This is a genomic window from Dokdonia donghaensis DSW-1 (assembly GCF_001653755.1).
GTDB lineage: Bacteria > Bacteroidota > Bacteroidia > Flavobacteriales > Flavobacteriaceae > Dokdonia > Dokdonia donghaensis.
Genome location: NZ_CP015125.1, coordinates 972,317 through 998,468, shown reverse-complemented (window position 1 = coordinate 998,468; position 26,152 = coordinate 972,317). Strand labels below are relative to the sequence as shown.

Annotated in this window: 13 protein-coding genes; 3 read left to right on the top strand and 10 right to left on the bottom strand. The window is 38.9% G+C overall.

The features are described 5' to 3' along the window. Positions 1–5 precede the first annotated feature (5 nt). The gene (gene hemW, locus I597_RS04345; protein WP_035328970.1) at positions 6–1,139 is read right to left on the bottom strand and encodes a radical SAM family heme chaperone HemW; all 1,134 of its coding nucleotides are present in this window, start codon (positions 1,137–1,139) and stop codon (positions 6–8) included. Positions 1,140–1,155: 16 nt separating this feature from the next. Then, entirely contained in the window at positions 1,156–1,710 is a 555-nt protein-coding gene (gene ruvC, locus I597_RS04340; protein WP_035326806.1) for a crossover junction endodeoxyribonuclease RuvC, read from the bottom strand. A 43-nt stretch (positions 1,711–1,753) separates the two neighbouring features. On the opposite strand from ruvC, the gene I597_RS04335 reads away from it, so the two are divergent. Further along, on the top strand, positions 1,754–2,716 hold the full coding sequence (locus I597_RS04335) for a lysylphosphatidylglycerol synthase domain-containing protein (RefSeq protein ID WP_035326803.1): 963 nt from the start codon (positions 1,754–1,756) through the stop codon (positions 2,714–2,716). Further along, positions 2,716–3,852, top strand: a complete 1,137-nt coding sequence (locus tag I597_RS04330) for a glycosyltransferase (protein ID WP_035326800.1) — start codon at positions 2,716–2,718, stop codon at positions 3,850–3,852. The genes I597_RS04335 and I597_RS04330 overlap by 1 nt, the downstream gene beginning before the upstream one ends. Positions 3,853–3,869: 17 nt before the next feature. On the opposite strand, the gene I597_RS04325 is transcribed toward I597_RS04330, so the two are convergent. From I597_RS04325 to I597_RS04305, 5 genes are read right to left on the bottom strand one after another with little or no spacing between them, the layout of a single operon-like run. Beyond that, positions 3,870–4,361 (bottom strand): energy transducer TonB, encoded by a 492-nt coding sequence (locus I597_RS04325; protein ID WP_152594967.1) that lies wholly within the window; start codon positions 4,359–4,361, stop codon positions 3,870–3,872. Between the two features lie 54 nt (positions 4,362–4,415). Then, positions 4,416–5,618, bottom strand: a complete 1,203-nt coding sequence (locus I597_RS04320; protein ID WP_035326795.1) for a tetratricopeptide repeat protein — start codon at positions 5,616–5,618, stop codon at positions 4,416–4,418. Between the two features lie 3 nt (positions 5,619–5,621). Continuing rightward, positions 5,622–7,070, bottom strand: a complete 1,449-nt coding sequence (locus I597_RS04315; RefSeq protein WP_035326793.1) for a M56 family metallopeptidase — start codon at positions 7,068–7,070, stop codon at positions 5,622–5,624. 31 nt (positions 7,071–7,101) lie between these two features. Beyond that, positions 7,102–8,700 carry a M56 family metallopeptidase gene (locus tag I597_RS04310; RefSeq protein WP_035326790.1) on the bottom strand — a complete coding sequence of 533 codons (1,599 nt, stop codon included), beginning with the start codon at positions 8,698–8,700 and terminating at the stop codon, positions 7,102–7,104. A gap of 2 nt (positions 8,701–8,702) precedes the next feature. Beyond that, on the bottom strand, positions 8,703–9,062 hold the full coding sequence (locus tag I597_RS04305) for a BlaI/MecI/CopY family transcriptional regulator (protein ID WP_035326788.1): 360 nt from the start codon (positions 9,060–9,062) through the stop codon (positions 8,703–8,705). A 133-nt stretch (positions 9,063–9,195) separates the two neighbouring features. Between I597_RS04305 and I597_RS04300 the strand changes: the two genes are divergently transcribed. After that, positions 9,196–9,714, top strand: a complete 519-nt coding sequence (locus I597_RS04300; RefSeq protein WP_035326785.1) for a DUF456 domain-containing protein — start codon at positions 9,196–9,198, stop codon at positions 9,712–9,714. Between the two features lie 92 nt (positions 9,715–9,806). Here I597_RS04300 and I597_RS04295 read toward each other — a convergent pair whose 3' ends face one another. Genes I597_RS04295 through I597_RS14875 form a run of 3 tightly spaced genes read right to left on the bottom strand, consistent with a single transcriptional unit; the run spans position 9,807 to position 25,823 of the window. After that, positions 9,807–11,756, bottom strand: a complete 1,950-nt coding sequence (locus I597_RS04295; protein WP_035328968.1) for an OmpA family protein — start codon at positions 11,754–11,756, stop codon at positions 9,807–9,809. 36 nt (positions 11,757–11,792) lie between these two features. Further along, entirely contained in the window at positions 11,793–12,734 is a 942-nt protein-coding gene (locus I597_RS04290; protein ID WP_035326781.1) for a PorP/SprF family type IX secretion system membrane protein, read from the bottom strand. Positions 12,735–12,791: 57 nt separating this feature from the next. Further along, positions 12,792–25,823: a Calx-beta domain-containing protein gene (locus tag I597_RS14875; RefSeq protein WP_064497405.1), complete on the bottom strand. Its 13,032-nt coding sequence runs from the start codon at positions 25,821–25,823 to the stop codon at positions 12,792–12,794. Positions 25,824–26,152: the final 329 nt, after the last annotated feature.

Sequence of the window (26,152 nt, the reverse complement as noted above, 5' to 3'; positions counted from 1 at the left end):
TTAGGCTACTTTAAGTTGAGTATAAATAAGTCACTTGCAATACCATCGCTTAAAAACTTTCCTTTTTTACTCACATAGACTCTATCTTCTTCTATAAAAAGCAAATGCTGCTCTATGTGTTTTTGAGCGTGTTCTAAAAAGTAGTTATAAAAACGCTCGCCATATTGTGTTTTTATCTCGAGTAAAGAAACTCCATACTGCGTGCGCAATCTCGTCATTACATACTCATTGTACTGGTCTGTGAGCGAGAGCTCTTCTACCTCTTGCGGTAACTCTCCAGCCGTGATTGCTTTGATGTACTTTGGGTTGTTATTTATATTCCAAGCGCGGCGCTTACCATCATAGCTATGTGCAGACGGGCCTATACCTATGTATTTTTTACCTTGCCAGTATGCGGTGTTGTTTCTAGAATGGAAACCAGGTTTTGCAAAGTTTGAAAACTCGTAATTCTCATAACCAGCAGCTTCCATCTTATGTATTAATAGCTCGTGATGCTCTTGAGCTACCTCATCTTCTACCGGAGGTACAATCCCTTTTTTAATAAAATTTTCTAAGGCCGTCTTAGGCTCTACCGTAAGCGCGTAGGCAGATATATGAGGTAGGTCTAGTGCTAGTGCTTTATCTATATTCTCCTCCCAGCGCTCATTACTCATTCCGGGGATTCCATAAATAAGATCTAGCGAACTGTTAGGAAAGCTTGCTCTTGTTAATCTCAGGCAATCTATTGCCTCTTGAGCATTGTGAGCACGGTTCATTAATTTGAGATCTTCTTCATAAAATGATTGCACGCCTATACTCAATCTATTAATGGGCGATGCTGCGAGCTCTCTTATTTTTTGCGGAGTAAGATCGTCTGGATTTGCTTCTAGGGTAATCTCTGGGTCTTCTTGAATCTTGTAATGTGCGTAGCAAGCATCTATAATTTGTTCAATCTCTGCAGTGTTTAAGACAGAAGGTGTCCCACCGCCAAAATAAAGATTAGACACCTCATCATTTTCAAACTCGGCTTTACGCATCTCAAGTTCGCTTATGATAGCCGTTATCATTTCCTCCTTTTTACCCATCGTGGTCGAAAAGTGAAAATCACAATAATGACACGCCTGCTTGCAAAATGGTATGTGGATGTAGATGGATGCCATAGGTTTTAAAGAAATATCACTTCTTAACTCGCTTTTCATTTTGCTTTACAAAGCTCTCCCAGCCCGAGTAACTCTTACCTATTTCTACTTTTCCAGAATTATAAAAGTGACACACTGCTGCGGCAAGACCATCTGTAGCGTCTAAGTTTTTAGGCAAGGTTTTAAGTTTTAGTAAAGACTGTAGCATTCTTGCCACCTGCTCCTTACTTGCATTACCATTTCCAGTAACTGCCATTTTAATCTTTTTAGGGAGATACTCTGTGATAGGGATTTCTCGAGATAAACCTGCTGCCATCGCCACTCCTTGTGCTCTACCTAGCTTGAGCATACTTTGTACATTCTTGCCAAAAAACGGTGCCTCTATCGCAATCTCATCTGGGTGATACGTATCTATGAGATGTATGGTGCGCTCAAAAATGAGTTTGAGCTTCACATAAGGGTCATTATACTTTTGTAACAATAACTCATTGAGTTGCATAAACTCCATCTTTTTACCCACAACCTTGATAAGTCCAAAACCCATAATAGTGGTTCCTGGATCAATACCTAATATGATTTTTTCGTCTGCCAATGCTTTTATTGTTACTTTGTGCTCATCCTTAACAAAGAAATGAATGCCTAGATTATCTCACAAAGCTACGCAATTACTCTGGGCGACTCTTAAGATTCTCATTGTACTACTGGCTGGCTATTTTATTTATGACAAACTAGATCGCGGTGATTTACGCTCGCTACAATTTCAGCTATCTGAAATTAATACATCATCGTTATATCTCTATATTATAATTATATTACTATTTACAGTTGCCAACTGGTTTTTTGAAATCAAAAAATGGCAAACTCTAGTGAGTATATATAGACTAGTACGCTTTCGCGAAAGCGCAATACAAACCCTCACCGCTCACCTCGTAGGGTTTGTAACTCCTGCAAAAGCTGGGGACTATGGTGCAAAGGCTCTCTATTATCCAAAAGAGCAACGCAAGCAGATACTCTTCTTAAACTTTATAGGCAATATGTACCAGCTGCTGGCAACGCTTATTTTTGGGAGCATAGGCTTAGGGATTATTGCCTTTTTTACAAGTGGGACAGCGATATTCTTTTGGAGTTTGAGCATATTTATGGCGCTCGTATTATACCAGATACTCCCTAAAATACTACGAAGTGTACACTGGACACTCAAAGGAAATCCTTGGTATAAAATCAAGAAGTACTGGAAATCTATTGCAGCACCCATCAAAAAGAAGGTACGCCTGTTTTCCTTTATACGATATATCATTTTTGCACATCAGTTTTACCTCATTCTCTACGTGCTAGGTGCTACCACAAGTTATCCTTTTGTAATGGCGTGCATTTGTGCTACCTACCTTGTGAGCTCGCTCATACCTGTGATGCAGCTACTAGATGTTGTCGTGCGTGGTGGTGTGGCTGTTCTTATTTTTGGCTGGTTTACTATACCCGAAGAGATTGTACTAAGTACGGTGCTTTTAATGTGGCTGCTCAATGTAGTAGTACCGCTATTACCTGGCGCCTACTTTTTACTAGTCCAAAAGCCTATTAGCACCATAAAGACAGTATAATGATCTGGGTACTGCTTTCTATTTTCTTGCTCTATGGAATTATCATTCTCGGGTTTGCGCTTAAGATTAAACGCGCTGGTACGTTCTCACAAACTTGTGACACTGCAACTACCACATTTACCGTTATTGTACCCTTTAGAAATGAAGAAGCGCATCTTGCTAATTTGCTGGAATCACTAGCCAGAGTTAACTACCCAAAAGACAGCTGGGAAATCATCTTAGTAAATGACGCCTCTACAGATAACTCTCTTGAGGTCATAAATAAGTGTATATCCCGTTATGCGCTCACAAATATTGATGTTATAGACAATGTGCGCACCTCTGCATCGCCAAAAAAAGATGCACTCCAGACCGCCATCCACACCAGTAAACACCAGTGGATTGTGACCACAGATGCCGACTGTACCGTGCCCGCAAACTGGCTCAACACACTAAACGCTATCATCTTGCAACAATCACCACTTATGGTGATTATGCCTGTTGCCATTGGCACCACGGTTCAGCCTTCGTTTATAACTGCCTATGAGCAATTGGACTTTTTAAGTCTTATGGGCGCAACCGCCGGAAGCTTTTATTTTGGCCTTCCTTTTTTATGTAACGGAGCAAATCTCGCTTATGACAAAGAAGCCTTTACAGCCGTTCAAGGCTTTTCAAATAATAATCATATCGCTAGTGGAGATGATCATTTTTTACTCGAGAAATTTCAAGAGAAGTTTAAAAAGAGGATAAGCTATTTACGCTCTCCAGATGCGATTATATCCACACAGCCTCAAAAGCAGTGGAAGAAATTTATAGCACAGCGCACACGCTGGGCGGCAAAGTCTAGCGCTTATACCTTTTGGTTTTCAAAACTAATGGGGATTCTTGTTTTGGGTGTTAATCTTTTAAGTGTTGTGGGAGTTTTTTATTACGCTTTCGCGAAAGCGGAAACCCAATCCATCATCATAATGGGGTTGTTCATAAAACTAGTCGTTGATGTTATCCTCATTGCTTCCGAAGCTTCTTTTTACAACCGAAAAAGATATTTAAAATGGTATCCAGTTGTGATGGTTTGCTACCCTTTTATTAGCACCTACATAGCCCTAAGATCGCTTACTACTGGGTATCAATGGAAAGGTCGCAACTACAAGAAATAGTTTGTCGTGCCTTACTACTACTCCACCTTTAAAACCACAGGGATTTTAAATCGTGTCTTTACGGGTACGCCTTCTTTAGTTGCAGGTTTTGCTTCTGGTAATTGTCTTGCGGCTTCGTGTATCCACTGTTCTAGGCGAGGGATTTCTGTACGGATTTCTTGAGTGATTTTAAGGGTGTCTATGCAGTACTTCCCTTTTTCGTTTACTACAAAGTCTACAAATATGGTGTCGTCTAGAGCGCGTTGCACTACGATGGTATGTTTTCCAAATGACTCGTAAAAGGTCTTTGTAACCGTCTCTTGAAAACAAGCCTTAAGCGGCTCCCCTTCTGGCAATGTAGCACAGGTATCAAAAGTGGGATACCCATCTACTCTATGTAGATCTATTGCCTTCCAACTCTCAGAAAGGTACTGCGAAGAAGATATTTTTTTGGTTTCAATCTGGTCGCACGAAGTCATCACAACTACTGCTGTGATTATCAATAAGCCACGATGTAAAAACCATTTCATACGTAGCTCGAAAATACAATATTTAAACCGCTCCAAAAAGCGGCCATCGCTGGCCTACTCTTTCTTCTCTTGTCCCTCAAAAATTTCTCTTTTCAGAATCACAATTCTATCATCGGCTACTCTTTTTAAATATGGTGGTCTTTTTACGTTTTCAAAATTTGCCACAAACTTCTCATAAAGTTTGAGCACCTCTTCCTTATCCTCATAATAATTATCTGCAGCTACTGCAATGGCATATAAGGCGTCAAAGTTATAAGGATCCTCTTTTACTGCTAGCTGATAGTGCTTCATTGCTTTAGGAAATTCCTTCTTAAACTCATATGCTCTACCTAATGTAAAATAAACATCATCAAGCGGTAAATTTTTATACTTGAGCGCTTTAATAGCATAGTTTATAGCCTTGTTATACTCACGGTTAAAGTTATATAATCTGGCAAGAGTGATAAGTGTACCCCAATCTTCGTCATCATAAGCGAGTACTTCTTCATAAGCCTCTATAGCCTCTGGATACATTCTTTTCTCATAATAGGCACGCCCTAGTTTATTTCTCACAAATAAGGTATCTACTCCCATATCGAGCAACTGGTTAAAAAGATCTATTGCCTCTATCCACCAGCCTTTGTAATAGTAACTTTGAGCCAGCACGCCTATAATCTCAATATTTTCTGGCTCGCTTTCAAGTGCTTTTTTACAGATCACCTCTACCTCTGGATAGTTTTTATGACCCAAGTGATACTTTGCAAGTTCAAACATTGCCTTTTGATGTGTTGAGTCCAGCTGGACTGCTTTTGCAAATGCCTTTTCTGAGGTATCTATCTTTTCATTATCTACTTTTTTATTTAAAACTAAGGTGTCCTTTACCGCGGTCTTTTTGAGTGCTCGTCCCCATTGATAGTGATACTCGGCATTTGTGGGGTATCTCGTTGAAAGTATAGAAAAAACACTGTCTGCTTCTTTAAATTTTGATTTTGTGAGGAGTAATCTTCCATACTCGGTTGCAGCGATGGGTTGCTTATCGTTAAGCCCTAGTGACTTTTTATAAAAGTTAAGAGCAGCTGTTTTTGCTCCCTTCCCTTTATATGCTCTAGCTATTTGTAGCCATATACGTGCCGTAGGTTCTTGAATCTTCTCATACTGTGCTATTGCCTTTGTATACTCACCAGTGGCGTATAAACTATCTGGAACGGCCAAAGCCGGAGCTTGCGCCCCGACTTTTGATATCATTCCAATTAAAATTACTATAAATAGTTTTTTCATAGGTTACTCTGCTATTTGAAATGTGATAGGTAGACTGTAGAGAACGCCTACTACTTCGCCATTATGCTTACCAGGTTTCATTTTTGGTAACATAGAAATCACACGCTGTGCTTCAGCATCAAGATCTGGGTGTGGCGAGCGCGTTCTTAAGTTTGTGATAAATCCGTTTTTATCAATTTTAAAGCTCGCAAAAATTCTATTAGTACCCTTGAGATTGAGCTCCTTCCCTAATGCAACATTAAAATTAGCGTTAACTAAAGCGCTTACCTTTTGAGACATACATTTCCTTAATTGCTCATTTGAGGTAAGGGACTCACATCCTGGAAAAACTGGAACATCATCTATCACAGCAAATGGAATATTTCCGTTCTCATCTACATCATAAACACGTTCTACTTCAAGCACTTCTATTATCTCATCATCTTTTGCTCCCGCATCGTAAGTATATACACTCTTGTTACCACCTTTTTCTAATAAGGTTTTATTAAGTTGATTAAAAAGTTTTCTCTCGCTCTCTGTAAGTTCTTCTTTTTGCTCTAGTGCAATTTGTAATTCTGCGATCTCTTGTTCTAGGGTTCGCTCGCTCTCTACTCCATTATCTTCGGAGCAAGAAACATACACGAGCATTGCAAGTACAAGTGGAATTAAAAGTAAATACTTTGCTAATGCGCTTTTTTGTGATTTTGATTTTTGTAACATAACGATTCGTTTTTTGATTAATGATTGATTAAAAAATGTATTTGTAAATGAGAGTTTACTTGTGCCAAAGGCAGTGTTAAGTAACTCTTCATAATAGGTGTATTTTGAGATACCTTCGGTTGCTTTTTGATCTGCTAGGTACTCGTGTACGATACTTATATTTTTTTGATATAAATAGGTAATAGGGTTAAACCACAGTACTACTTTCAAAATCTCAAAAAAGATAAGATCCCAAGTATGCCCTTGCTTTACGTGTATCTGTTCGTGGGTAAGTATTTGCTTTCGCGAAAGCGTATCTATATCTGCTCCAATAAATATGTAATTAAAAAATGTAAAAGCCTCTGTAGATGAAGGAATCTCGATGATGCTAGACCCTTTCTGTTTATAGGAAAAGTAGCTCGTAAATTTTTTAATCTTTATGATGAGTACAACTAGACTAATCACCACACCTGCCATATAAATTTGTAACCACGGTATGGTAAAAGATGCTGTAACAGGAGCCGCATCTGTAGGCTTACTCACTGCTGCATCACCTATTACAACCTCTGGAAGCACGCTGGCAAATGTCTCAACTGGCACTACCGTTTGTAACATTGAGATTTTTATAAATGGTAATGCGAGGGCAATTACAGGCGTAACTAGCAAGTATATTCTGTTATAAGAGAAGAAAGTTTCTTTTCTTAAAAGCAGGTAATATACTGCAAGAAATAATGCTTGAAAACAGATGACTTGAATAATGTATTGTAATGCCATAAAAGCAGTGGTTTCTGTTTTTTATTAAAAATTATTTAGCTATTTGAAATGTGATAGGGAGACTGTAGAGAACGCCCACATTTTCTCCTCCTTGCGTGCCTGGTTTCATTTGTGGTAGGTTGTAAATAACTCTTCTCGTTTCTTCTTCAAGAGCTTCGTGAGGTGCTCTGACTCTTACATTATCTACTTGCCCTGTCTTATTTATTCTAAATGAAACAAAGATTCTATTAACGCCAGTGAGACCTAAATCTTTAGCAATATTCATATTGAAGTTGCGGTTTACATATTTAGACACATTATTAGACATACACACTTTTTGAGCATCATTACCTACTAAATCTTCACAACCAGGATAAGTTGGGACATTTTCTATCACTGCATAAGGAATATCAACAACCTCCTCTTTCTCAACTACTTCAGAGAAATTAATTCTTGAAGCTGCATAACTAGGATCATTTTTTTGCATTTCCTTTAACTCCTCAAAAGTGTAGGCTTTTATATTATACTTTGCAGCAAGTTCTCCCACAGATTCTTTTAAAGGCATCATTAGTATCATTGCAAGACCTTCACCATCCTCATCACTGACCCCTCTGTTTTTTGATTGTTCTACGATATCACGAATCTCTAGTGATTTATCATCTCGAAGCGCGTTAATAAATTTCATCTCATTAGGTAAAAGCTTTATAGAATCTTTAACCATAACACTGTACAAGCCTTTACCGTTTTCAAATTTTGTAATGACTAATGTAAAGTTTCTCTTACCTTCATTATCTACCGCATTTTGTGCCCAAGAGACTTGTACTAGCATTGCTAAAATGAGCGGTACTATTACAAGATACTTGATAAGCGCACTTTGTCTGGACTTGGATTTTTGTAACATAACGATTCGTTTTTTGATTAATGATTGATTAAAAAATGTATTTGTAAATGAGAGTTTACTTGTGCCAAAGGCTGTGTTAAGTAACTCTTCATAATAGGTGTATTTTGAGATACCTTCGGTTGCTTTTTGGTCTGCTAGGTACTCGTGTACGATGCTTATATTTTTTTGATACAAGTAGGTAATTGGGTTAAACCACAGTACTACTTTCAAAATCTCAAAGAAGATAAGATCCCAAGTATGCCCTTGCTTTGCGTGTATCTGTTCGTGGGTAAGTATTTGCTTTCGCGAAAGCGTATCTATATCTGCTCCAATAAATATGTAGTTAAAAAATGTAAAAGCCTCTGTAGATGAAGGAATCTCAATGATGCTAGACCCTTTCTGCTTATAGGAAAAGTAGCTTGTAAATTTTTTAACCTTTATGGTGAGTACAGCTAGACTAATCACCACACCTGCCATATAAATTTGTGACCACGGTATGCTAAAAGATGCTGTAACAGGAGCCACATCTGTAGGTGTAGTCACTGCCACATCACCTATTACAACCTCTGGGAGAACACTGGCAAAAGTCTCTACAGGCACCACCGTTTGTAACATTGCGATTTTTATAAACGGCAATGCGAGGGCAATTACAGGAGTGACTAGCAAGTATATTCTGTTATAAGAGAAAAAGGTTTCTTTTCTTAAAAGCAGGTAATACACTGCTAGAAATAATGCTTGAAAACATATGACTTGTATAATGTAAGATCCCATAATTACTTGTCTTTATTAATTTCTTTCAGAATAGATTCCAGCTCTTTTACATCTAAATCATTCTTTTTTACAAAGAAGCTTACCATACTTTTAAAACTGCCATTAAAATAGCTATCCATCATTTTATGCATAGAGGCGTTGCTGTACACCTCTTTAGTCACAAGAGGATGGTAGATATAGCCTCTTCCCTCCTTCTCGTGGCCTACAAAGCCTTTGTTTTCTAAAATCCTTATGATGGTAGAGATTGTATTATAAGCAGGCTTTGGCTCTGGCATTTGCTCGATAAGCTGTGCGACGTTTGCCTTTTGTGCCACCCATAATAATTGCATTACTTCTTCTTCTGCCTTTGTAAGTTGTTTCATAAAAACTGGAATTGAATAGTCTGTATGTCAATATATTGAACATCAACACTTCAAATATAACTAAATATTTAGTTTAAACTAATGTTTTAGTTAAAAAAATGTAACATTATAAAATTTTAACGTCTTATAAGTGATGAATTATGTAGATCTTTTTTTGGTTTTTGTAGGGCTACTGCTGGTTATAGCTGGGTTTGTGGGTAGTTTTTTACCGGTTATACCTGGACCGCCTTTAAGTTGGCTAGGGTTATTAACCCTTCACCTAACAGATGCTGTACCGCAAGACTGGACATTTTTAGGTATCACGCTAGCTGTGGCTGTTGCCATTACCATACTCGATTATATCATCCCTGCGATGGGTACTAAGCGATATGGCGGTAGTAGAGCAGGTGCCATAGGCACTACCATAGGTCTTATTGTGGGATTACTTAGCCCCATACCCTTGGGCTTCCTTATAGGGGCGTTCGTGGGTGCTTTTATAGGCGAACTCACCTTTAACAACACAAGTACTCAGGTTGCACTTAAAGCAGCGCTAGGCTCCTTTATAGGCTTTATAGCTTCTACATTTATAAAAGCTGTGGTCACGATGGTATTCTTAGTTTTGTATGTTCTACAAGTTATTGAGCACAAAGATGTAATTTTCTCTTTGGGATAGTATGAATAAAGGTATGAGTGCGCTTTCGCGAAAGCATAAAAAAACCCCTTTCCGTATGAAAAGGGGTTTTAAATATAAGTAGTAACCTACTTCTAGTTGCTTATTACAATAAACTCCGAGCGTCTGTTAAGCTGGTGTGCTTCTTCAGAACATTGTACTCCGTTAGAACATTCATTAGTAAGTTGTGTCTCTCCGTATCCTCTACCTGAGATTCTAGATGAAGAGATTCCCTCTGCAATGATATAGTTTACAGTAGATTTTGCTCGCTTGTCTGACAGACTTAAGTTATACGAATCATTACCTCTACTATCTGTATGAGAACGTACATCTATAACCATATTAGGATACTCACGCATAACTGCAAGTACTTTTTCTAGCTCTAAGGCTGCATCTGGACGAATATTAAATCTATCAAAATCAAAATAGATAGGGTTGAGCTCAAGTATTTTTGCAAGGTCATCACCTACTTTAATAGGTTTTTGTAATAGGGATAACTCAAGGTCATTAGTCACCGTGCCAGAAACATCTGGTGTCTTTGTGATTGCCTCTGCTCCACTATAAGTCTCTTTTGCTCCTCGTATAATGTATTGTGTATCACAGTAAGAGTTATCAAAGGCATAATATCCGCTGGCTGTTGTCTCCACTGTAGTAACAACGTTTCCTTCATAATCCAGAAGTGTAACTGTTGCCTCTGGAATAGGTTCTCCAGAATCTTTATCTGTTACAACCCCTACAAGCTCAATCTCACAAGGTATTTCTTCTTTTGTAAATTTATAGATATCATCACTACCTACTCCTTGTTTACGGTTTGAGGCAAAATAACCCACTTTAGTATCCTCGTTTACAATAAATGTAAAGTCGTCATAAGAACTATTAATAGGCTCTCCTATATTATCTATAACATCTTGAGCATTACCACTTGCATCTGGTGCTGTAGCAAATACATCAAGACCTCCGAGACCTGGATGCCCGTCTGACGAAAAGTAAAGCACTCCGTTGTCACTTAAAAATGGAAAAGTCTCTCTTCCTTCTGTATTAATAGGTCTTCCTAAGTTTACTGGCTCACTTACCACATCTGTACTATCTACATTTACTACCCAAATATCTGACAAACCTAGTGTACCTGGCATATCTGATGCAAAATACAGCTTTGTATTATCTTCATTTAATGCTGGGTGTGCCGTAGAGTACTCATCACTATTAAAAGGCATTTCTACTGGTGTGCTCCAGCGACCATTCTTTTTACGTGATTTATAAATCTTAAGTTTATTAGTTCCTTCCTTAGACTTCTTATACGTTCCTTTATTATAATTGTTACGTGTGAAGTATACAGTTTGACCATCCTTTGTAAAGGTGGTAGTACTTTCGTGAAATTTTGAGTTGAGTTCTCTACTATAATTTTTCGGCTTACTGTAGCTTTCTGTCTGCTCTCCTACCTTAGTTTCATAAAGGTCTAAAAATGGTTCATTATTCCATTTATGTATTTTTTTTGAGACACCTCCTGTATCTCTCGAAGAAGCAAAAATGAGTTTACCTTCATACTCAGTAGGTGCAAAATCTGAGTAGCGCGAATTGATACTACGTATATCCTGCACAGTGTATGTGCTTTTTTTGTAATCTATGTTCTTCAAGTAATTAGGCTCTGCTTCAAAAAGTACCGCTCTAACATCATCTCCGTTAAGTTTATTAAAAGTAGCCATCATATCATCTGCCTTATCATAATTTTTTAAGGCACGTAATGTTTGTGAGTACCTAAAGTAGTACTCTGGCTTTATCTCATCTGGAAAGGTTGATATTAACTTCTCATACCAAACTTGAGCATCTGCATAACCAGCATTGAAGTAATAACTATCTGCAATTTTCTGGAATAAATCTGCAGACTCATATCCTTTGTCTGCTACTTCGAGATAAATTTTACGTGCATCTACAAATGCGTATTGGTCAAACTTCTTATCTGCTCTATCTATTTTACCTTCTTGGGCATAAAGTCCTACTGTTCCTAAGAAAAGGATACATAAACAAATATTAATCGTTTTAATCATCATAATTGTAAGTTTGAATAAGTCAAAAATAACTTATTAAAAGAATCTAGGGGTTAACATTCTATCATACTCATTAAATAGCTCAAATCGTAAAAATACTTCAAAGCTACCATCGTTATAAAAGGTATCACCTAAATCTGTACTCTCTCTATCGTAGGCAAGACCTATTAACATACTGTCTGAAACTTGGAAACCTACCAGGCCACTAAGTGCTGCACTCCATCTATATGCCGCTCCTAAGTGTAATTTTTCCATCACTAAGAAGTTTGCTGTAAGATCTACTTGCAATGGAGCTCCAGCAACCATTTTTACAAGTGTACTAGGCTTAAATTTAAGTTGATCACTTATATCAAAAGTATAACCCATAATACCATAATAATGTATACGCTCTCTAGCTATTACACTTGATGAGTTATTACTTAAATCAAAGTGCTCGGTCTCTATAAGGTTAGGAACACTTACACCTGCATAAAAATTTTCTGTGTGATAATACAGTCCTGCACCTATTATAGGAGAAAGCTTATTATCTATATTTTGAGAAAACCTTGGATCTGTTACATCAAAAAGCGTAAGCTTAGTAAAATCTACATCTAGGATATGTCCTCCAGCTTTTAGTCCAAAGCTAAGTTTCCCATTTTCTGAAGTGTTGATTGTATAACTAAAATCTGCACCAACGTAAGTCTCTTGTGATGGGCCTAAGGCATCATTTACAATAGATAGCCCTAAACCTACTTTACCTTCTCCAATCGGAGAATGAATACTTAAACTTTGTGTTCTTGGGGCTCCATCGAGTCCTACCCATTGACTTCTATGTAATCCTACAATACTAGTTACACCTCTATTACCAGCATATGCTGGGTTAATAGCTACGGTATTATACATATACTGCGTATACTGAGGATCTTGCTGCGCAGAAACGGACGTTGTACCAAGCGCTAAAATCAATAAGAATCCAAAAACTGAAACTACCTTTTTCATAAATCATTTAATTAAAATCACCGGCTGTTTTAAAAACTACCGGCGATTTAACATCTTTTATCGTGTTATATATAAGTATCCTGATTCATTAACTGTATCTCCTACTGCATTTACATATTCTAAAATCCAATAGTAGGTCCCTACAGGTAAATAATCATCTTGGCTTATAGTTGTTCTACCGTTAGATAAACCTCTGAATTCATTGCCATCTACACCATAACGCTCTGCAGTGTACACCTCAATACCCCATCTGTTAAATATGGTTAAGGTATTATCAGGGAAATTCTCAAGTCCTTGTATTCTAAAGCTATCATTACGTCCATCTTGACCTATTGATATACCATTATTTACAATAAGACCCGCTGTTTGACTCAACACTGTAACAGTTGGATCATCAACATCTGTTGTTGGATCTTCTGGATCATCAGAAACATCTATCACTTCAATCCCAAACGGTGCTAAGGCTACTGCTGTTGCAACGTTTACAATCTCTCCATTGGCTACATCCTCTTCGGTAATTATATAAACCGCTGTAAAAGTAGCATTTTCACCAGGAAGTAATGTTACCGGGTCACCTGCAACGATAACCATCGGGTCATCTACGTGAACATCCGTTAAAGTGACGTTTCCAGTGTTCATTACTACGAAAGTATAAATAATCTGGTCACCAGCATTTGCAAACCCATCTGCATTAAAGTCCTGATAAGAAGCCGTTTTTGTGATATTAAGACCAGGTAATTGATCAATTATAGTTACAGTAGGGTCTTCTCCGTCTCCATCTCCATCTGTATCTACATCTGTAGTATCCATTGGGTCATCAGACTGATCTACTACAACATCTCCAAGAGGATCGATTCCTTCTGCAAAAGCAATATTTATAACTTCTCCTATATCAATATCGTCTTGTGTGATTGTATAAGTACCTGTGAATACAACACTATCACCCACTACAAGCAATGCTACTGTATTTTCTTCTAGAGTAATCATTTCATCAGAAACAACTACATCACTAAGGTCTACTGAACCAGTATTAGTTACCGTTAGTGTATAGTTTATTTGGTCTCCTGCATCAATAACACCGTTTTCGTTAAGGTCAACAGTCTCACTAGATTTTGATAAATCAAGATTTCCTGTTATATCATTATCTACAATAGTCACCGTTCCACTTGGATCTGTATTATCTGTATTACCACTAGTCACCGTTCCGTCTACTGTGAAGATTTCATCTTCCTCATCAATCTCATCATCTTCAATAGGAATCACAACTTCTCCCGTAGTTTCTCCAGCAGGGATTATTACGGTTACAATAGTTTCTTCATAATCATCCTCTCCAGCAGTACCCGTTGTTGTTACAATCTCTATAACCGTATCTTCATCACTTGGGTTACTTAAGGTCACAGGGATGGTTACTGTACCAGCATCTTCATCTACAATCACATCTTCGATAGTCACTGTAGGTGCATCATCATTATCTACAATTGTAATTTCGCCTTGAGCGGTATCATTATCTGTATTACCACTTGTTACGGTTCCATTTACTATGAAAATCTCATTATCCTCATCAATATCATCATTTTCGATAGGAATTACAACTTCTCCTTCTGTCTCTCCAGCAGGGATTATTACCGTTACAATTGTTTCTTCATAATCATCCTCCCCAGCTGTACCAGTCGTAGTTACTATCTCTATAACAGTATCTTCATCACTTGGATTACTTAGGGTTACAGGAATGGTTACTGTACCAGCATCTTCGTCTACAATTACATCTTCGATAGTCACTGTAGGCGCATCGTCATTATCGATAATAGTTACCGTTCCGCTAGGATCTGTATTATCAGTGTTACCACTTGTTACCGTTCCGTCTACTGTGAAGATTTCATCTTCTTCATCGGTCGTGTCTTCAGTAATTGGAACAATTACTTCTCCTTCAGTCTCTCCTGCAGGAATGATCACCGTTACAATAGTCTCTTCATAATCATCCTCTCCAGCAGTACCAGTAGTAGTTACTATCTCAATAACAGTATCTTCATCACTAGGGTTACTTAAGGTTACAGGAATGGTTACTGTACCAGCATCTTCATCTACAATTACATCTTCGATAGTAACGGTTGGAGCACCATCATTATCGGTAATGGTTACTGTTCCACTAGGATCTGTATTGGCAGTGTTATCACTTGTTACCGTTCCGTCTACTGTAAAGATTTCATCACCCTCATCAAGTTCATCATCTTCAATAGGAATCACAACCTCACCCGTAGTTTCTCCTGCAGGGATTATTACCGTTACAATTGTTTCTTCATAATCATCCTCTCCAGCTGTACCCGTTGTAGTTACTATCTCAATAACAGTATCCTCATCACTTGGGTTACTTAAGGTTACAGGAATGGTTACTGTACTAGCATCTTCATCTACTATCACATCTTCGATAGTCACTATAGGCGCATCATCATTATCTACAATTGTAATTTCGCCTTGAGCGGTATCATTATCTGTGTTACTACTTGTTACCGTTCCATTTACAGTGAAGATTTCATCCTCTTCATCAAGCTCATCATCCTCGATAGGAATTACAACTTCTCCTTCAGTCTCTCCTGCAGGAATCGTTACGATTACAATCGTCTCTTCATAATCGTCTTCGCCAGCAGTACCAGTCGTAGTTACTATTTCTATAACTGTGTCTTCATCACTTGGATTACTTAAGGTTACAGGAATTGTCGCCGTCCCAGCATCTTCATCTACAACAACATCTTCAATTGTCACCGTTGGAGCATCATCGTTATCGATAATGGTTACTGTTCCACTAGGATCTGTATTATCAGTATTACCACTTGTTACCGTTCCGTCTACTGTGAAAATCTCATCCTCTTCATCTGTCGTGTCTTCTGTAATTGGAACTATAACTTCTCCTTCAGTCTCTCCCGCAGGAATGGTTACCGTTACAATTGTTTCTTCGTAATCATCTTCGCCAGCAGTTCCCGTTGTCGTTACAATCTCGATAACCGTATCTTCATCACTTGGGTTACTTAAGGTTACAGGAATTGTCGCTGTACCAGCATCTTCATTTACTACTACATCTTCGATTGTCACCGTTGGAGCACCATCGTTATCAATAATGGTTACTGTTCCACTCGGATCTGTATTATCAGTATTACCACTTGTTACGGTTCCGTCTACAGTGAAGATTTCATTCTCTTCATCAAGTTCATCATCTTCAATTGGAATCACAACTTCTCCTTCAGTTTCTCCAGCAGGAATCGTTACTGTTACAATGGTCTCTTCGTAATCGTCTTCGCCAGCAGTACCCGTTGTCGTTACAATCTCGATAACCGTATCCTCATCGCTTGGGTTACTTAAGGTTACAGGAATTGTCGCTGTACCAGCATCTTCATTTACTACTACATCTTCGATTGTCACTGTAGGAGCACCATCGTTATCAATAATGGTTACTGTTCCACTCGGATCTGTATTATCAGTATTACCACTTGTTACCGTTCCGTCTACTGTGAAGATTTCATTCTCTTCATCAAGTTCATCATCTTCAATTGGAATCACAACTTCTCCTTCAGTCTCTCCAGCAGGAATCGTTACTGTTACAATTGTTTCTTCGTAATCGTCTTCGCCAGCAGTACCCGTTGTCGTTACAATCTCGATAACCGTATCTTCATCACTTGGGTTACTTAAGGTTACAGGAATTGTCGCTGTACCAGCATCTTCATTTACTACTACATCTTCGATTGTCACCGTTGGAGCATCATCATTATCGATAATCGTTACTGTTCCACTAGGATCTGTATTATCAGTATTACCACTTGTTACCGTTCCGTCTACTGTGAAGATTTCATCTTCTTCATCGGTCGTGTCTTCTGTAATTGGAACTATAACTTCTCCTTCAGTCTCTCCTGCAGGAATGGTTACCGTTACAATTGTTTCTTCGTAATCATCCTCTCCAGCTGTACCCGTTGTTGTTACTATTTCAATAACAGTATCCTCATCGCTTGGGTTACTTAAGGTTACAGGAACCGTTGCCGTTCCAGCATCTTCATTTACTACTACATCTTCGATTGTCACCGTTGGAGCATCATCGTTATCGATAATAGTTACCGTTCCACTAGGATCTGTATTATCAGTATTACCACTTGTTACCGTTCCGTCTACTGTGAAGATTTCATCTTCTTCATCTGTCGTGTCTTCTGTAATTGGAACTATAACTTCTCCTTCAGTCTCTCCTGCAGGGATGGTTACCGTTACAATTGTTTCTTCATAATCATCCTCTCCAGCTGTACCCGTTGTTGTTACTATTTCAATAACAGTATCCTCATCGCTTGGGTTACTTAAGGTTACAGGAACCGTTGCCGTTCCAGCATCTTCATTTACTACTACATCTTCGATAGTCACGGTTGGAGCATCATCGTTATCGATAATAGTTACCGTTCCGCTAGGATCTGTATTGTCTGTATTACCACTTGTTACCGTTCCGTCTACTGTGAAAATCTCATCTTCTTCATCTGTCGTGTCTTCTGTAATTGGAACTATAACTTCTCCTTCAGTCTCTCCTGCAGGGATGGTTACCGTTACAATTGTTTCTTCATAATCATCCTCTCCAGCTGTACCCGTTGTCGTTACTATCTCAATAACAGTATCCTCATCGCTTGGGTTACTTAAGGTTACAGGAACCGTTACCGTTCCAGCATCTTCGTCTACAATTACATCTTCGATAGTAACGGTTGGAGCATCATCGTTATCGATAATAGTTACCGTTCCGCTAGGATCTGTATTGTCAGTGTTGCCACTTGTTACCGTTCCGTCTACTGTGAAGATTTCATCTTCTTCATCTGTCGTGTCTTCTGTAATTGGAACTATAACTTCTCCTTCAGTCTCTCCTGCAGGAATAGTTACCGTTACAATAGTCTCTTCGTAATCGTCTTCACCAGCAGTACCCGTTGTCGTTACTATCTCAATAACAGTATCCTCATCGCTTGGGTTACTTAAGGTTACAGGAACCGTTACCGTTCCAGCATCTTCGTCTACAATTACATCTTCGATAGTAACGGTTGGAGCATCATCGTTATCGATAATAGTTACCGTTCCACTAGGATCTGTATTGTCAGTATTACCACTTGTTACCGTTCCGTCTACTGTGAAGATTTCATCTTCTTCATCTGTCGTGTCTTCTGTAATTGGAACTATAACTTCTCCTTCAGTCTCTCCTGCAGGAATAGTTACCGTTACAATAGTCTCTTCGTAATCATCCTCACCAGCAGTACCCGTTGTCGTTACTATCTCAATAACAGTATCCTCATCGCTTGGGTTACTTAAGGTTACAGGAACCGTTACCGTTCCAGCATCTTCGTCTACAATTACATCTTCGATAGTAACGGTTGGAGCATCATCATTATCGATAATAGTTACCGTTCCGCTAGGATCTGTATTGTCAGTGTTGCCACTTGTTACCGTTCCGTCTACTGTGAAGATTTCATCTTCTTCATCTGTCGTGTCTTCTGTAATTGGAACTATAACTTCTCCTTCAGTCTCTCCTGCAGGAATGGTTACCGTTACAATTGTTTCTTCATAATCATCCTCACCAGCTGTACCCGTTGTTGTTACTATTTCAATAACAGTATCCTCATCGCTTGGGTTACTTAAGGTTACAGGAACCGTTACCGTTCCAGCATCTTCGTCTACAATTACATCTTCGATTGTCACTGTAGGCGCATCATCATTATCTACAATTGTAATTTCGCCTTGAGCGGTATCATTATCTGTGTTACCACTTGTTACCGTTCCGTCTACTGTGAAGATTTCATCTTCTTCATCTGTCGTGTCTTCTGTAATTGGAACTATAACTTCTCCTTCAGTCTCTCCTGCAGGAATAGTTACCGTTACAATTGTTTCTTCGTAATCATCCTCACCAGCAGTACCCGTTGTCGTTACTATCTCAATAACAGTATCCTCATCACTTGGGTTACTTAAGGTTACAGGAACCGTTACCGTCCCAGCATCTTCATCTACAATTACATCTTCGATAGTAACGGTTGGAGCATCATCGTTATCGATAATAGTTACCGTTCCGCTAGGATCTGTATTGTCTGTATTACCACTTGTTACCGTTCCGTCTACTGTGAAAATCTCATCTTCTTCATCGGTCGTGTCTTCTGTAATTGGAACTATAACTTCTCCTTCAGTCTCTCCTGCAGGGATGGTTACCGTTACAATTGTTTCTTCGTAATCATCCTCACCAGCAGTACCCGTTGTCGTTACTATCTCAATAACAGTATCCTCATCACTTGGGTTACTTAAGGTTACAGGAACCGTTACCGTCCCAGCATCTTCATCTACAATTACATCTTCGATAGTAACGGTTGGAGCATCATCGTTATCGATAATAGTTACCGTTCCGCTAGGATCTGTATTGTCAGTGTTGCCACTTGTTACCGTTCCGTCTACTGTGAAAATCTCATCCTCTTCATCTGTCGTGTCTTCTGTAATTGGAACTATAACTTCTCCTTCAGTCTCTCCTGCAGGAATAGTTACCGTTACAATTGTTTCTTCGTAATCATCCTCTCCAGCTGTACCCGTTGTTGTTACTATTTCAATAACAGTATCCTCATCACTTGGGTTACTTAAGGTTACAGGAACCGTTACCGTCCCAGCATCTTCGTCTACAATTACATCTTCGATAGTCACGGTTGGAGCATCATCGTTATCGATAATAGTTACCGTTCCGCTAGGATCTGTATTATCAGTATTACCACTTGTTACCGTTCCGTCTACTGTGAAAATCTCATCTTCTTCATCTGTCGTGTCTTCTGTAATTGGAACTATAACTTCTCCTTCAGTCTCTCCTGCAGGGATGGTTACCGTTACAATTGTTTCTTCGTAATCATCCTCACCAGCAGTACCCGTTGTCGTTACTATCTCAATAACAGTATCCTCATCACTTGGGTTACTTAAGGTTACAGGAACCGTTACCGTCCCAGCATCTTCATCTACAATTACATCTTCGATAGTAACGGTTGGAGCATCATCGTTATCGATAATAGTTACCGTTCCGCTAGGATCTGTATTGTCAGTGTTGCCACTTGTTACCGTTCCGTCTACTGTGAAAATCTCATCCTCTTCATCTGTCGTGTCTTCTGTAATTGGAACTATAACTTCTCCTTCAGTCTCTCCTGCAGGAATAGTTACCGTTACAATTGTTTCTTCGTAATCATCCTCTCCAGCTGTACCCGTTGTTGTTACTATTTCAATAACAGTATCCTCATCACTTGGGTTACTTAAGGTTACAGGAACCGTTACCGTCCCAGCATCTTCGTCTACAATTACATCTTCGATAGTCACGGTTGGAGCATCATCGTTATCGATAATAGTTACCGTTCCGCTAGGATCTGTATTATCAGTATTACCACTTGTTACCGTTCCGTCTACTGTGAAAATCTCATCTTCTTCATCTGTCGTGTCTTCTGTAATTGGAACTATAACTTCTCCTTCAGTCTCTCCTGCAGGAATAGTTACCGTTACAATTGTTTCTTCGTAATCATCCTCTCCAGCTGTACCCGTTGTTGTTACTATTTCAATAACAGTATCCTCATCACTTGGGTTACTTAAGGTTACAGGAACCGTTGCCGTTCCAGCATCTTCATTTACAATTACATCTTCGATAGTAACGGTTGGAGCATCATCGTTATCGATAATAGTTACCGTTCCACTAGGATCTGTATTGTCAGTATTACCACTTGTTACCGTTCCGTCTACTGTGAAGATTTCATCTTCTTCATCTGTCGTGTCTTCTGTAATTGGAACTATAACTTCTCCTTCAGTCTCTCCTGCAGGAATAGTTACCGTTACAATTGTTTCTTCGTAATCATCCTCTCCAGCTGTACCCGTTGTTGTTACTATTTCAATAACAGTATCCTCATCACTTGGGTTACTTAAGGTTACAGGAACCGTTACCGTCCCAGCATCTTCGTCTACAATTACATCTTCGATAGTCACGGTTGGAGCATCATCGTTATCGATAATAGTTACCGTTCCGCTAGGATCTGTATTATCAGTATTACCACTTGTTACCGTTCCGTCTACTGTGAAAATCTCATCTTCTTCATCTGTCGTGTCTTCTGTAATTGGAACTATAACTTCTCCTTCAGTCTCTCCTGCAGGAATAGTTACCGTTACAATTGTTTCTTCGTAATCATCCTCTCCAGCTGTACCCGTTGTTGTTACTATTTCAATAACAGTATCCTCATCACTTGGGTTACTTAAGGTTACAGGAACCGTTGCCGTTCCAGCATCTTCATTTACAATTACATCTTCGATAGTAACGGTTGGAGCATCATCGTTATCGATAATAGTTACCGTTCCACTAGGATCTGTATTGTCAGTATTACCACTTGTTACCGTTCCGTCTACTGTGAAGATTTCATCTTCTTCATCTGTCGTGTCTTCTGTAATTGGAACTATAACTTCTCCTTCAGTCTCTCCTGCAGGAATAGTTACCGTTACAATAGTCTCTTCGTAATCATCCTCACCAGCAGTACCCGTTGTCGTTACTATCTCAATAACAGTATCCTCATCGCTTGGGTTACTTAAGGTTACAGGAACCGTTACCGTTCCAGCATCTTCGTCTACAATTACATCTTCGATAGTAACGGTTGGAGCATCATCGTTATCGATAATAGTTACCGTTCCACTAGGATCTGTATTGTCTGTATTACCACTTGTTACCGTTCCGTCTACTGTGAAAATCTCATCTTCTTCATCTGTCGTGTCTTCTGTAATTGGAACTATAACTTCTCCTTCAGTCTCTCCTGCAGGGATGGTTACCGTTACAATTGTTTCTTCATAATCATCCTCTCCAGCTGTACCCGTTGTCGTTACTATCTCAATAACAGTATCCTCATCACTTGGGTTACTTAAGGTTACAGGAATTGTCGCTGTACCAGCATCTTCATTTACTACTACATCTTCGATTGTCACCGTTGGAGCATCATCGTTATCGATAATAGTTACCGTTCCGCTAGGATCTGTATTGTCTGTATTACCACTTGTTACCGTTCCGTCTACTGTGAAGATTTCATCTTCTTCATCTGTCGTGTCTTCTGTAATTGGAACTATAACTTCTCCTTCAGTCTCTCCTGCAGGAATAGTTACCGTTACAATTGTTTCTTCATAATCATCCTCTCCAGCTGTACCCGTTGTCGTTACTATCTCAATAACAGTATCCTCATCGCTTGGGTTACTTAAGGTTACAGGAACCGTTACCGTTCCAGCATCTTCGTCTACAATTACATCTTCGATAGTAACGGTTGGAGCATCATCGTTATCGATAATAGTTACCGTTCCACTAGGATCTGTATTGTCAGTATTACCACTTGTTACCGTTCCGTCTACTGTGAAGATTTCATCTTCTTCATCTGTCGTGTCTTCTGTAATTGGAACTATAACTTCTCCTTCAGTCTCTCCTGCAGGAATAGTTACCGTTACAATAGTCTCTTCGTAATCATCCTCACCAGCAGTACCCGTTGTCGTTACTATCTCAATAACAGTATCCTCATCGCTTGGGTTACTTAAGGTTACAGGAACCGTTACCGTTCCAGCATCTTCGTCTACAATTACATCTTCGATAGTAACGGTTGGAGCATCATCGTTATCGATAATAGTTACCGTTCCGCTAGGATCTGTATTGTCAGTGTTGCCACTTGTTACCGTTCCGTCTACTGTGAAGATTTCATCTTCTTCATCTGTCGTGTCTTCTGTAATTGGAACTATAACTTCTCCTTCAGTCTCTCCTGCAGGAATAGTTACCGTTACAATAGTCTCTTCGTAATCGTCTTCACCAGCAGTACCCGTTGTCGTTACTATCTCAATAACAGTATCCTCATCACTTGGGTTACTTAAGGTTACAGGAATTGTCGCTGTACCAGCATCTTCATTTACTACTACATCTTCGATTGTCACCGTTGGAGCATCATCGTTATCGATAATAGTTACCGTTCCGCTAGGATCTGTATTGTCTGTATTACCACTTGTTACCGTTCCGTCTACTGTGAAGATTTCATCTTCTTCATCTGTCGTGTCTTCTGTAATTGGAACTATAACTTCTCCTTCAGTCTCTCCTGCAGGAATAGTTACCGTTACAATTGTTTCTTCATAATCATCCTCTCCAGCTGTACCCGTTGTTGTTACTATTTCAATAACAGTATCCTCATCACTTGGGTTACTTAAAGTTACAGGAACCGTTGCCGTTCCAGCATCTTCGTCTACAATTACATCTTCGATAGTAACGGTTGTTGAATCGTCATTGGTAATTGTTCCAGTTCCGGTTATGGCAGCAGGATCAATCGTACCATTAGTAGTATTAGTAATCGTTACTTCAAATTCTTCATCTGATTCTACAACATCATCACCATTTACCGTTACTGGGAATACAGCACTCGTCTCTCCAGCAGGGATTGTTACAGTTAACTCTGTTGGTGCTACATAATCTGCATCACCAACCGTTCCTGTTCCATCAGCAACAGTGAAGGTTACTACTGTATCTGTATCGGCAGGAGCACTTAAGGTTACTGGGAATTCAGCTACCACAGTAGTGCCGTCATTTCCTTCTGTTACTGTTACATCGCCGATGCTTACTACAGTAGCGTCGTCATTGGTAATTGTTCCAGTTCCTGTTGTGGCAGCAGGATCAATCGTACCATTAGTAGTATTAGTAATCGTTACTTCAAATTCTTCATCTAATTCTACGACATCATCGCCATTTACCGTTACTGGGAATACAGCACTCGTCTCTCCAGCAGGGATTGTTACAGTTAACTCTGTTGGTGCTACATAATCTGCATCACCAACCGTTCCTGTTCCATCAGCAACAGTGAAGGTTACTACTGTATCTGTATCGGCAGGAGCACTTAAGGTTACTGGGAATTCAGCTACCACAGTAGTTCCGTCATTTCCTTCTGTTACTGTTACATCGCCGATGCTTACTACAGTAGCATCGTCATTGGTAATTGTTCCAGTTCCGGTTGTGGCAGCAGGATCAATCGTACCATTAGTAGTATTAGTAATCGTTACTTCAAATTCTTCATCTGATTCTACAACATCATCACCATTTACCGTTACTGGGAATACAGCACTCGTCTCTCCAGCAGGGATTGTTACAGTTAACTCTGTTGGTGCTACATAATCTGCATCACCAACCGTTCCTGTTCCATCAGCAACAGTGAAGGTTACTACTGTATCTGTATCGGCAGGAGCACTTAAGGTTACTGGGAATTCAGCTACCACAGTAGTTCCATCATTTCCTTCTGTTACTGTTACATCGCCGATGCTTACTACAGTAGCGTCGTCATTGGTAATTGTTCCAGTTCCTGTTGTGGCAGCAGGATCAATCGTACCATTAGTAGTATTAGTAATCGTTACTTCAAATTCTTCATCTGATTCTACAACATCATCACCATTTACCGTTACTGGGAATACAGCACTCGTCTCTCCAGCAGGGATTGTTACGGTTAACTCTGTTGGTGCTACATAATCTGCATCACCAACCGTTCCTGTTCCATCAGCAACAGTGAAAGTTACTACTGTATCTGTATCGGCAGGAGCACTTAAGGTTACTGGGAATTCAGCTACCACAGTAGTTCCATCATTTCCTTCTGTTATTGTTACATCGCCGATGCTTACTACAGTAGCGTCGTCATTGGTAATTGTTCCAGTTCCTGTTGTGGCAGCAGGATCTATGGTTCCTGAAGAAATATTTACTATTTCAACAGTGAAATTCTCATTAGATTCAACCGTATCATCCCCCACAACGGTTACCGGAAAGGAACCACTTGTTTGACCAGCAGGAATCGTTACTGTTAATACTGTTGGTGCTATATAATCATTATCTCCTAGAGTACCAGAACCTTCAGAAACAACGACTGTAACAACAGTGTCAATATCTGCCGGAGCACTTAAAGTTATCGGAAAGTTTGCTACTACGGTAGTTCCATTATCCCCTTCTGTAACTGTTACATCGCCAATAGAAATAGTAATTGTATCAAAGAAATCATTCTCTTGAGATGATTCGAAACTTGTTATAGAGGTGTTTATTACATTATCGTTTGCTCCATCGACATCACTGATTGACGTAACTCCAGAAGGATCCACCTCTGTTATTGTAAAGTTACCATTATCAGAAACCGTAAAACTATATTGTCCATTTACATCTGTGATGGTACTCTGATTAGAATCTCCAGTGAGATTAATAGTAACACCTTGTCGTGGTATATTATCAACAAATACTTGACCACAAATAATAGGCTCAGTAATTAAAACCGCTTCTTCAGGACCATATGCAACGTCTTCAAACAACAAAGAAAACTGCCTATCCTCAAAACCAAAACCACCATTATAACCATCTTTACTGATAGTATACCTTATAGAAGAAAAAGAATTATAATAGCCTGTGAATGAGTATGAGTCATCAACATTTATTCCATTTACTATTCCAGAACCATTAGATTCACCTATAATTTGAGTAGGCGTTTGCGTAATATTAAGTTCGGAATTAGGCCCATTTGTATAGTAGGCATCAGGGAGTTCTAACTTAACTCTTTCTACGTCTCCTGGCTGATTACTATCTAAATCTAAAGCTGTAAGATAAATAGAAACAGTTTGGTTAATATTTGTATCTGCTTGAACAAAAGTTAATTCAAACTCTACTTCTTGGCCGTTCACACCTGGGTCACCCTCAAGCACTGGCTGAAAAGCTCTGTCAAAACCTCCAATTATTGTTGATGACGCATCAAGATTCTCAATATTGCTAATTGAAGCCCCATTTACGAATGCACTTACTGTAATTAAACAATCTATTCCTGGCGCAACATCATTAAATCTAAAAACATCATTTTCATCCACAACATTTGGTTGTCCAGCTTCAAATTCAACTGTGGCATTAGAACCGTCAAAATTTGCCGAATTTAAAACCGTAGGATCATCATCACACGATCTAGGTGTAGATTGTGCTTGTATATTTTGACAAAACAGAAATACACAAACAGGAATCAGAAAGTATTTTAAACTTTTTGAAACTTGATCAAGAGTAACTTTTTTCATAAACTATTAAAAATGAAAGACAAGCTTTCGGATTTGATTATCAATTAAGAGGGTGTAATTTAAAACCAAAACAAATTTAGATTACGGAGATATAATGAATTTTACCAACCAAACAATTAGCATATTTTCTGATGAAACAATCATTTTTATCGACAAAATACACAGATAAATTTTTTGTCAAAAAAAAATCACACAAAAAACAGTATATTTTATTTAACAAAATTTAACATTTTAAAAAAGGTCAAAAAAAATTCTTAACGCCCCGAAAGATACGTAAACAAAGGCATTAACAGAAATTGATCAAATTAGTTTCTAAATAAAATTAACAA

Coding starts and splice junctions, on each gene's coding strand:
- hemW (WP_035328970.1), bottom strand. CDS start 1,139: ATGGCATCCATCTACATCCACATACCATTTTGCAAGCAGGCGTGTCAT.
- I597_RS04335 (WP_035326803.1), top strand. CDS start 1,754: ATGCCTAGATTATCTCACAAAGCTACGCAATTACTCTGGGCGACTCTT.
- I597_RS04330 (WP_035326800.1), top strand. CDS start 2,716: ATGATCTGGGTACTGCTTTCTATTTTCTTGCTCTATGGAATTATCATT.
- I597_RS04325 (WP_152594967.1), bottom strand. CDS start 4,361: ATGAAATGGTTTTTACATCGTGGCTTATTGATAATCACAGCAGTAGTT.
- I597_RS04320 (WP_035326795.1), bottom strand. CDS start 5,618: ATGAAAAAACTATTTATAGTAATTTTAATTGGAATGATATCAAAAGTC.
- I597_RS04315 (WP_035326793.1), bottom strand. CDS start 7,070: ATGGCATTACAATACATTATTCAAGTCATCTGTTTTCAAGCATTATTT.
- I597_RS04310 (WP_035326790.1), bottom strand. CDS start 8,700: ATGGGATCTTACATTATACAAGTCATATGTTTTCAAGCATTATTTCTA.
- I597_RS04305 (WP_035326788.1), bottom strand. CDS start 9,062: ATGAAACAACTTACAAAGGCAGAAGAAGAAGTAATGCAATTATTATGG.
- I597_RS04300 (WP_035326785.1), top strand. CDS start 9,196: ATGAATTATGTAGATCTTTTTTTGGTTTTTGTAGGGCTACTGCTGGTT.
- I597_RS04295 (WP_035328968.1), bottom strand. CDS start 11,756: ATGATTAAAACGATTAATATTTGTTTATGTATCCTTTTCTTAGGAACA.
- I597_RS04290 (WP_035326781.1), bottom strand. CDS start 12,734: ATGAAAAAGGTAGTTTCAGTTTTTGGATTCTTATTGATTTTAGCGCTT.
- I597_RS14875 (WP_064497405.1), bottom strand. CDS start 25,823: ATGAAAAAAGTTACTCTTGATCAAGTTTCAAAAAGTTTAAAATACTTT.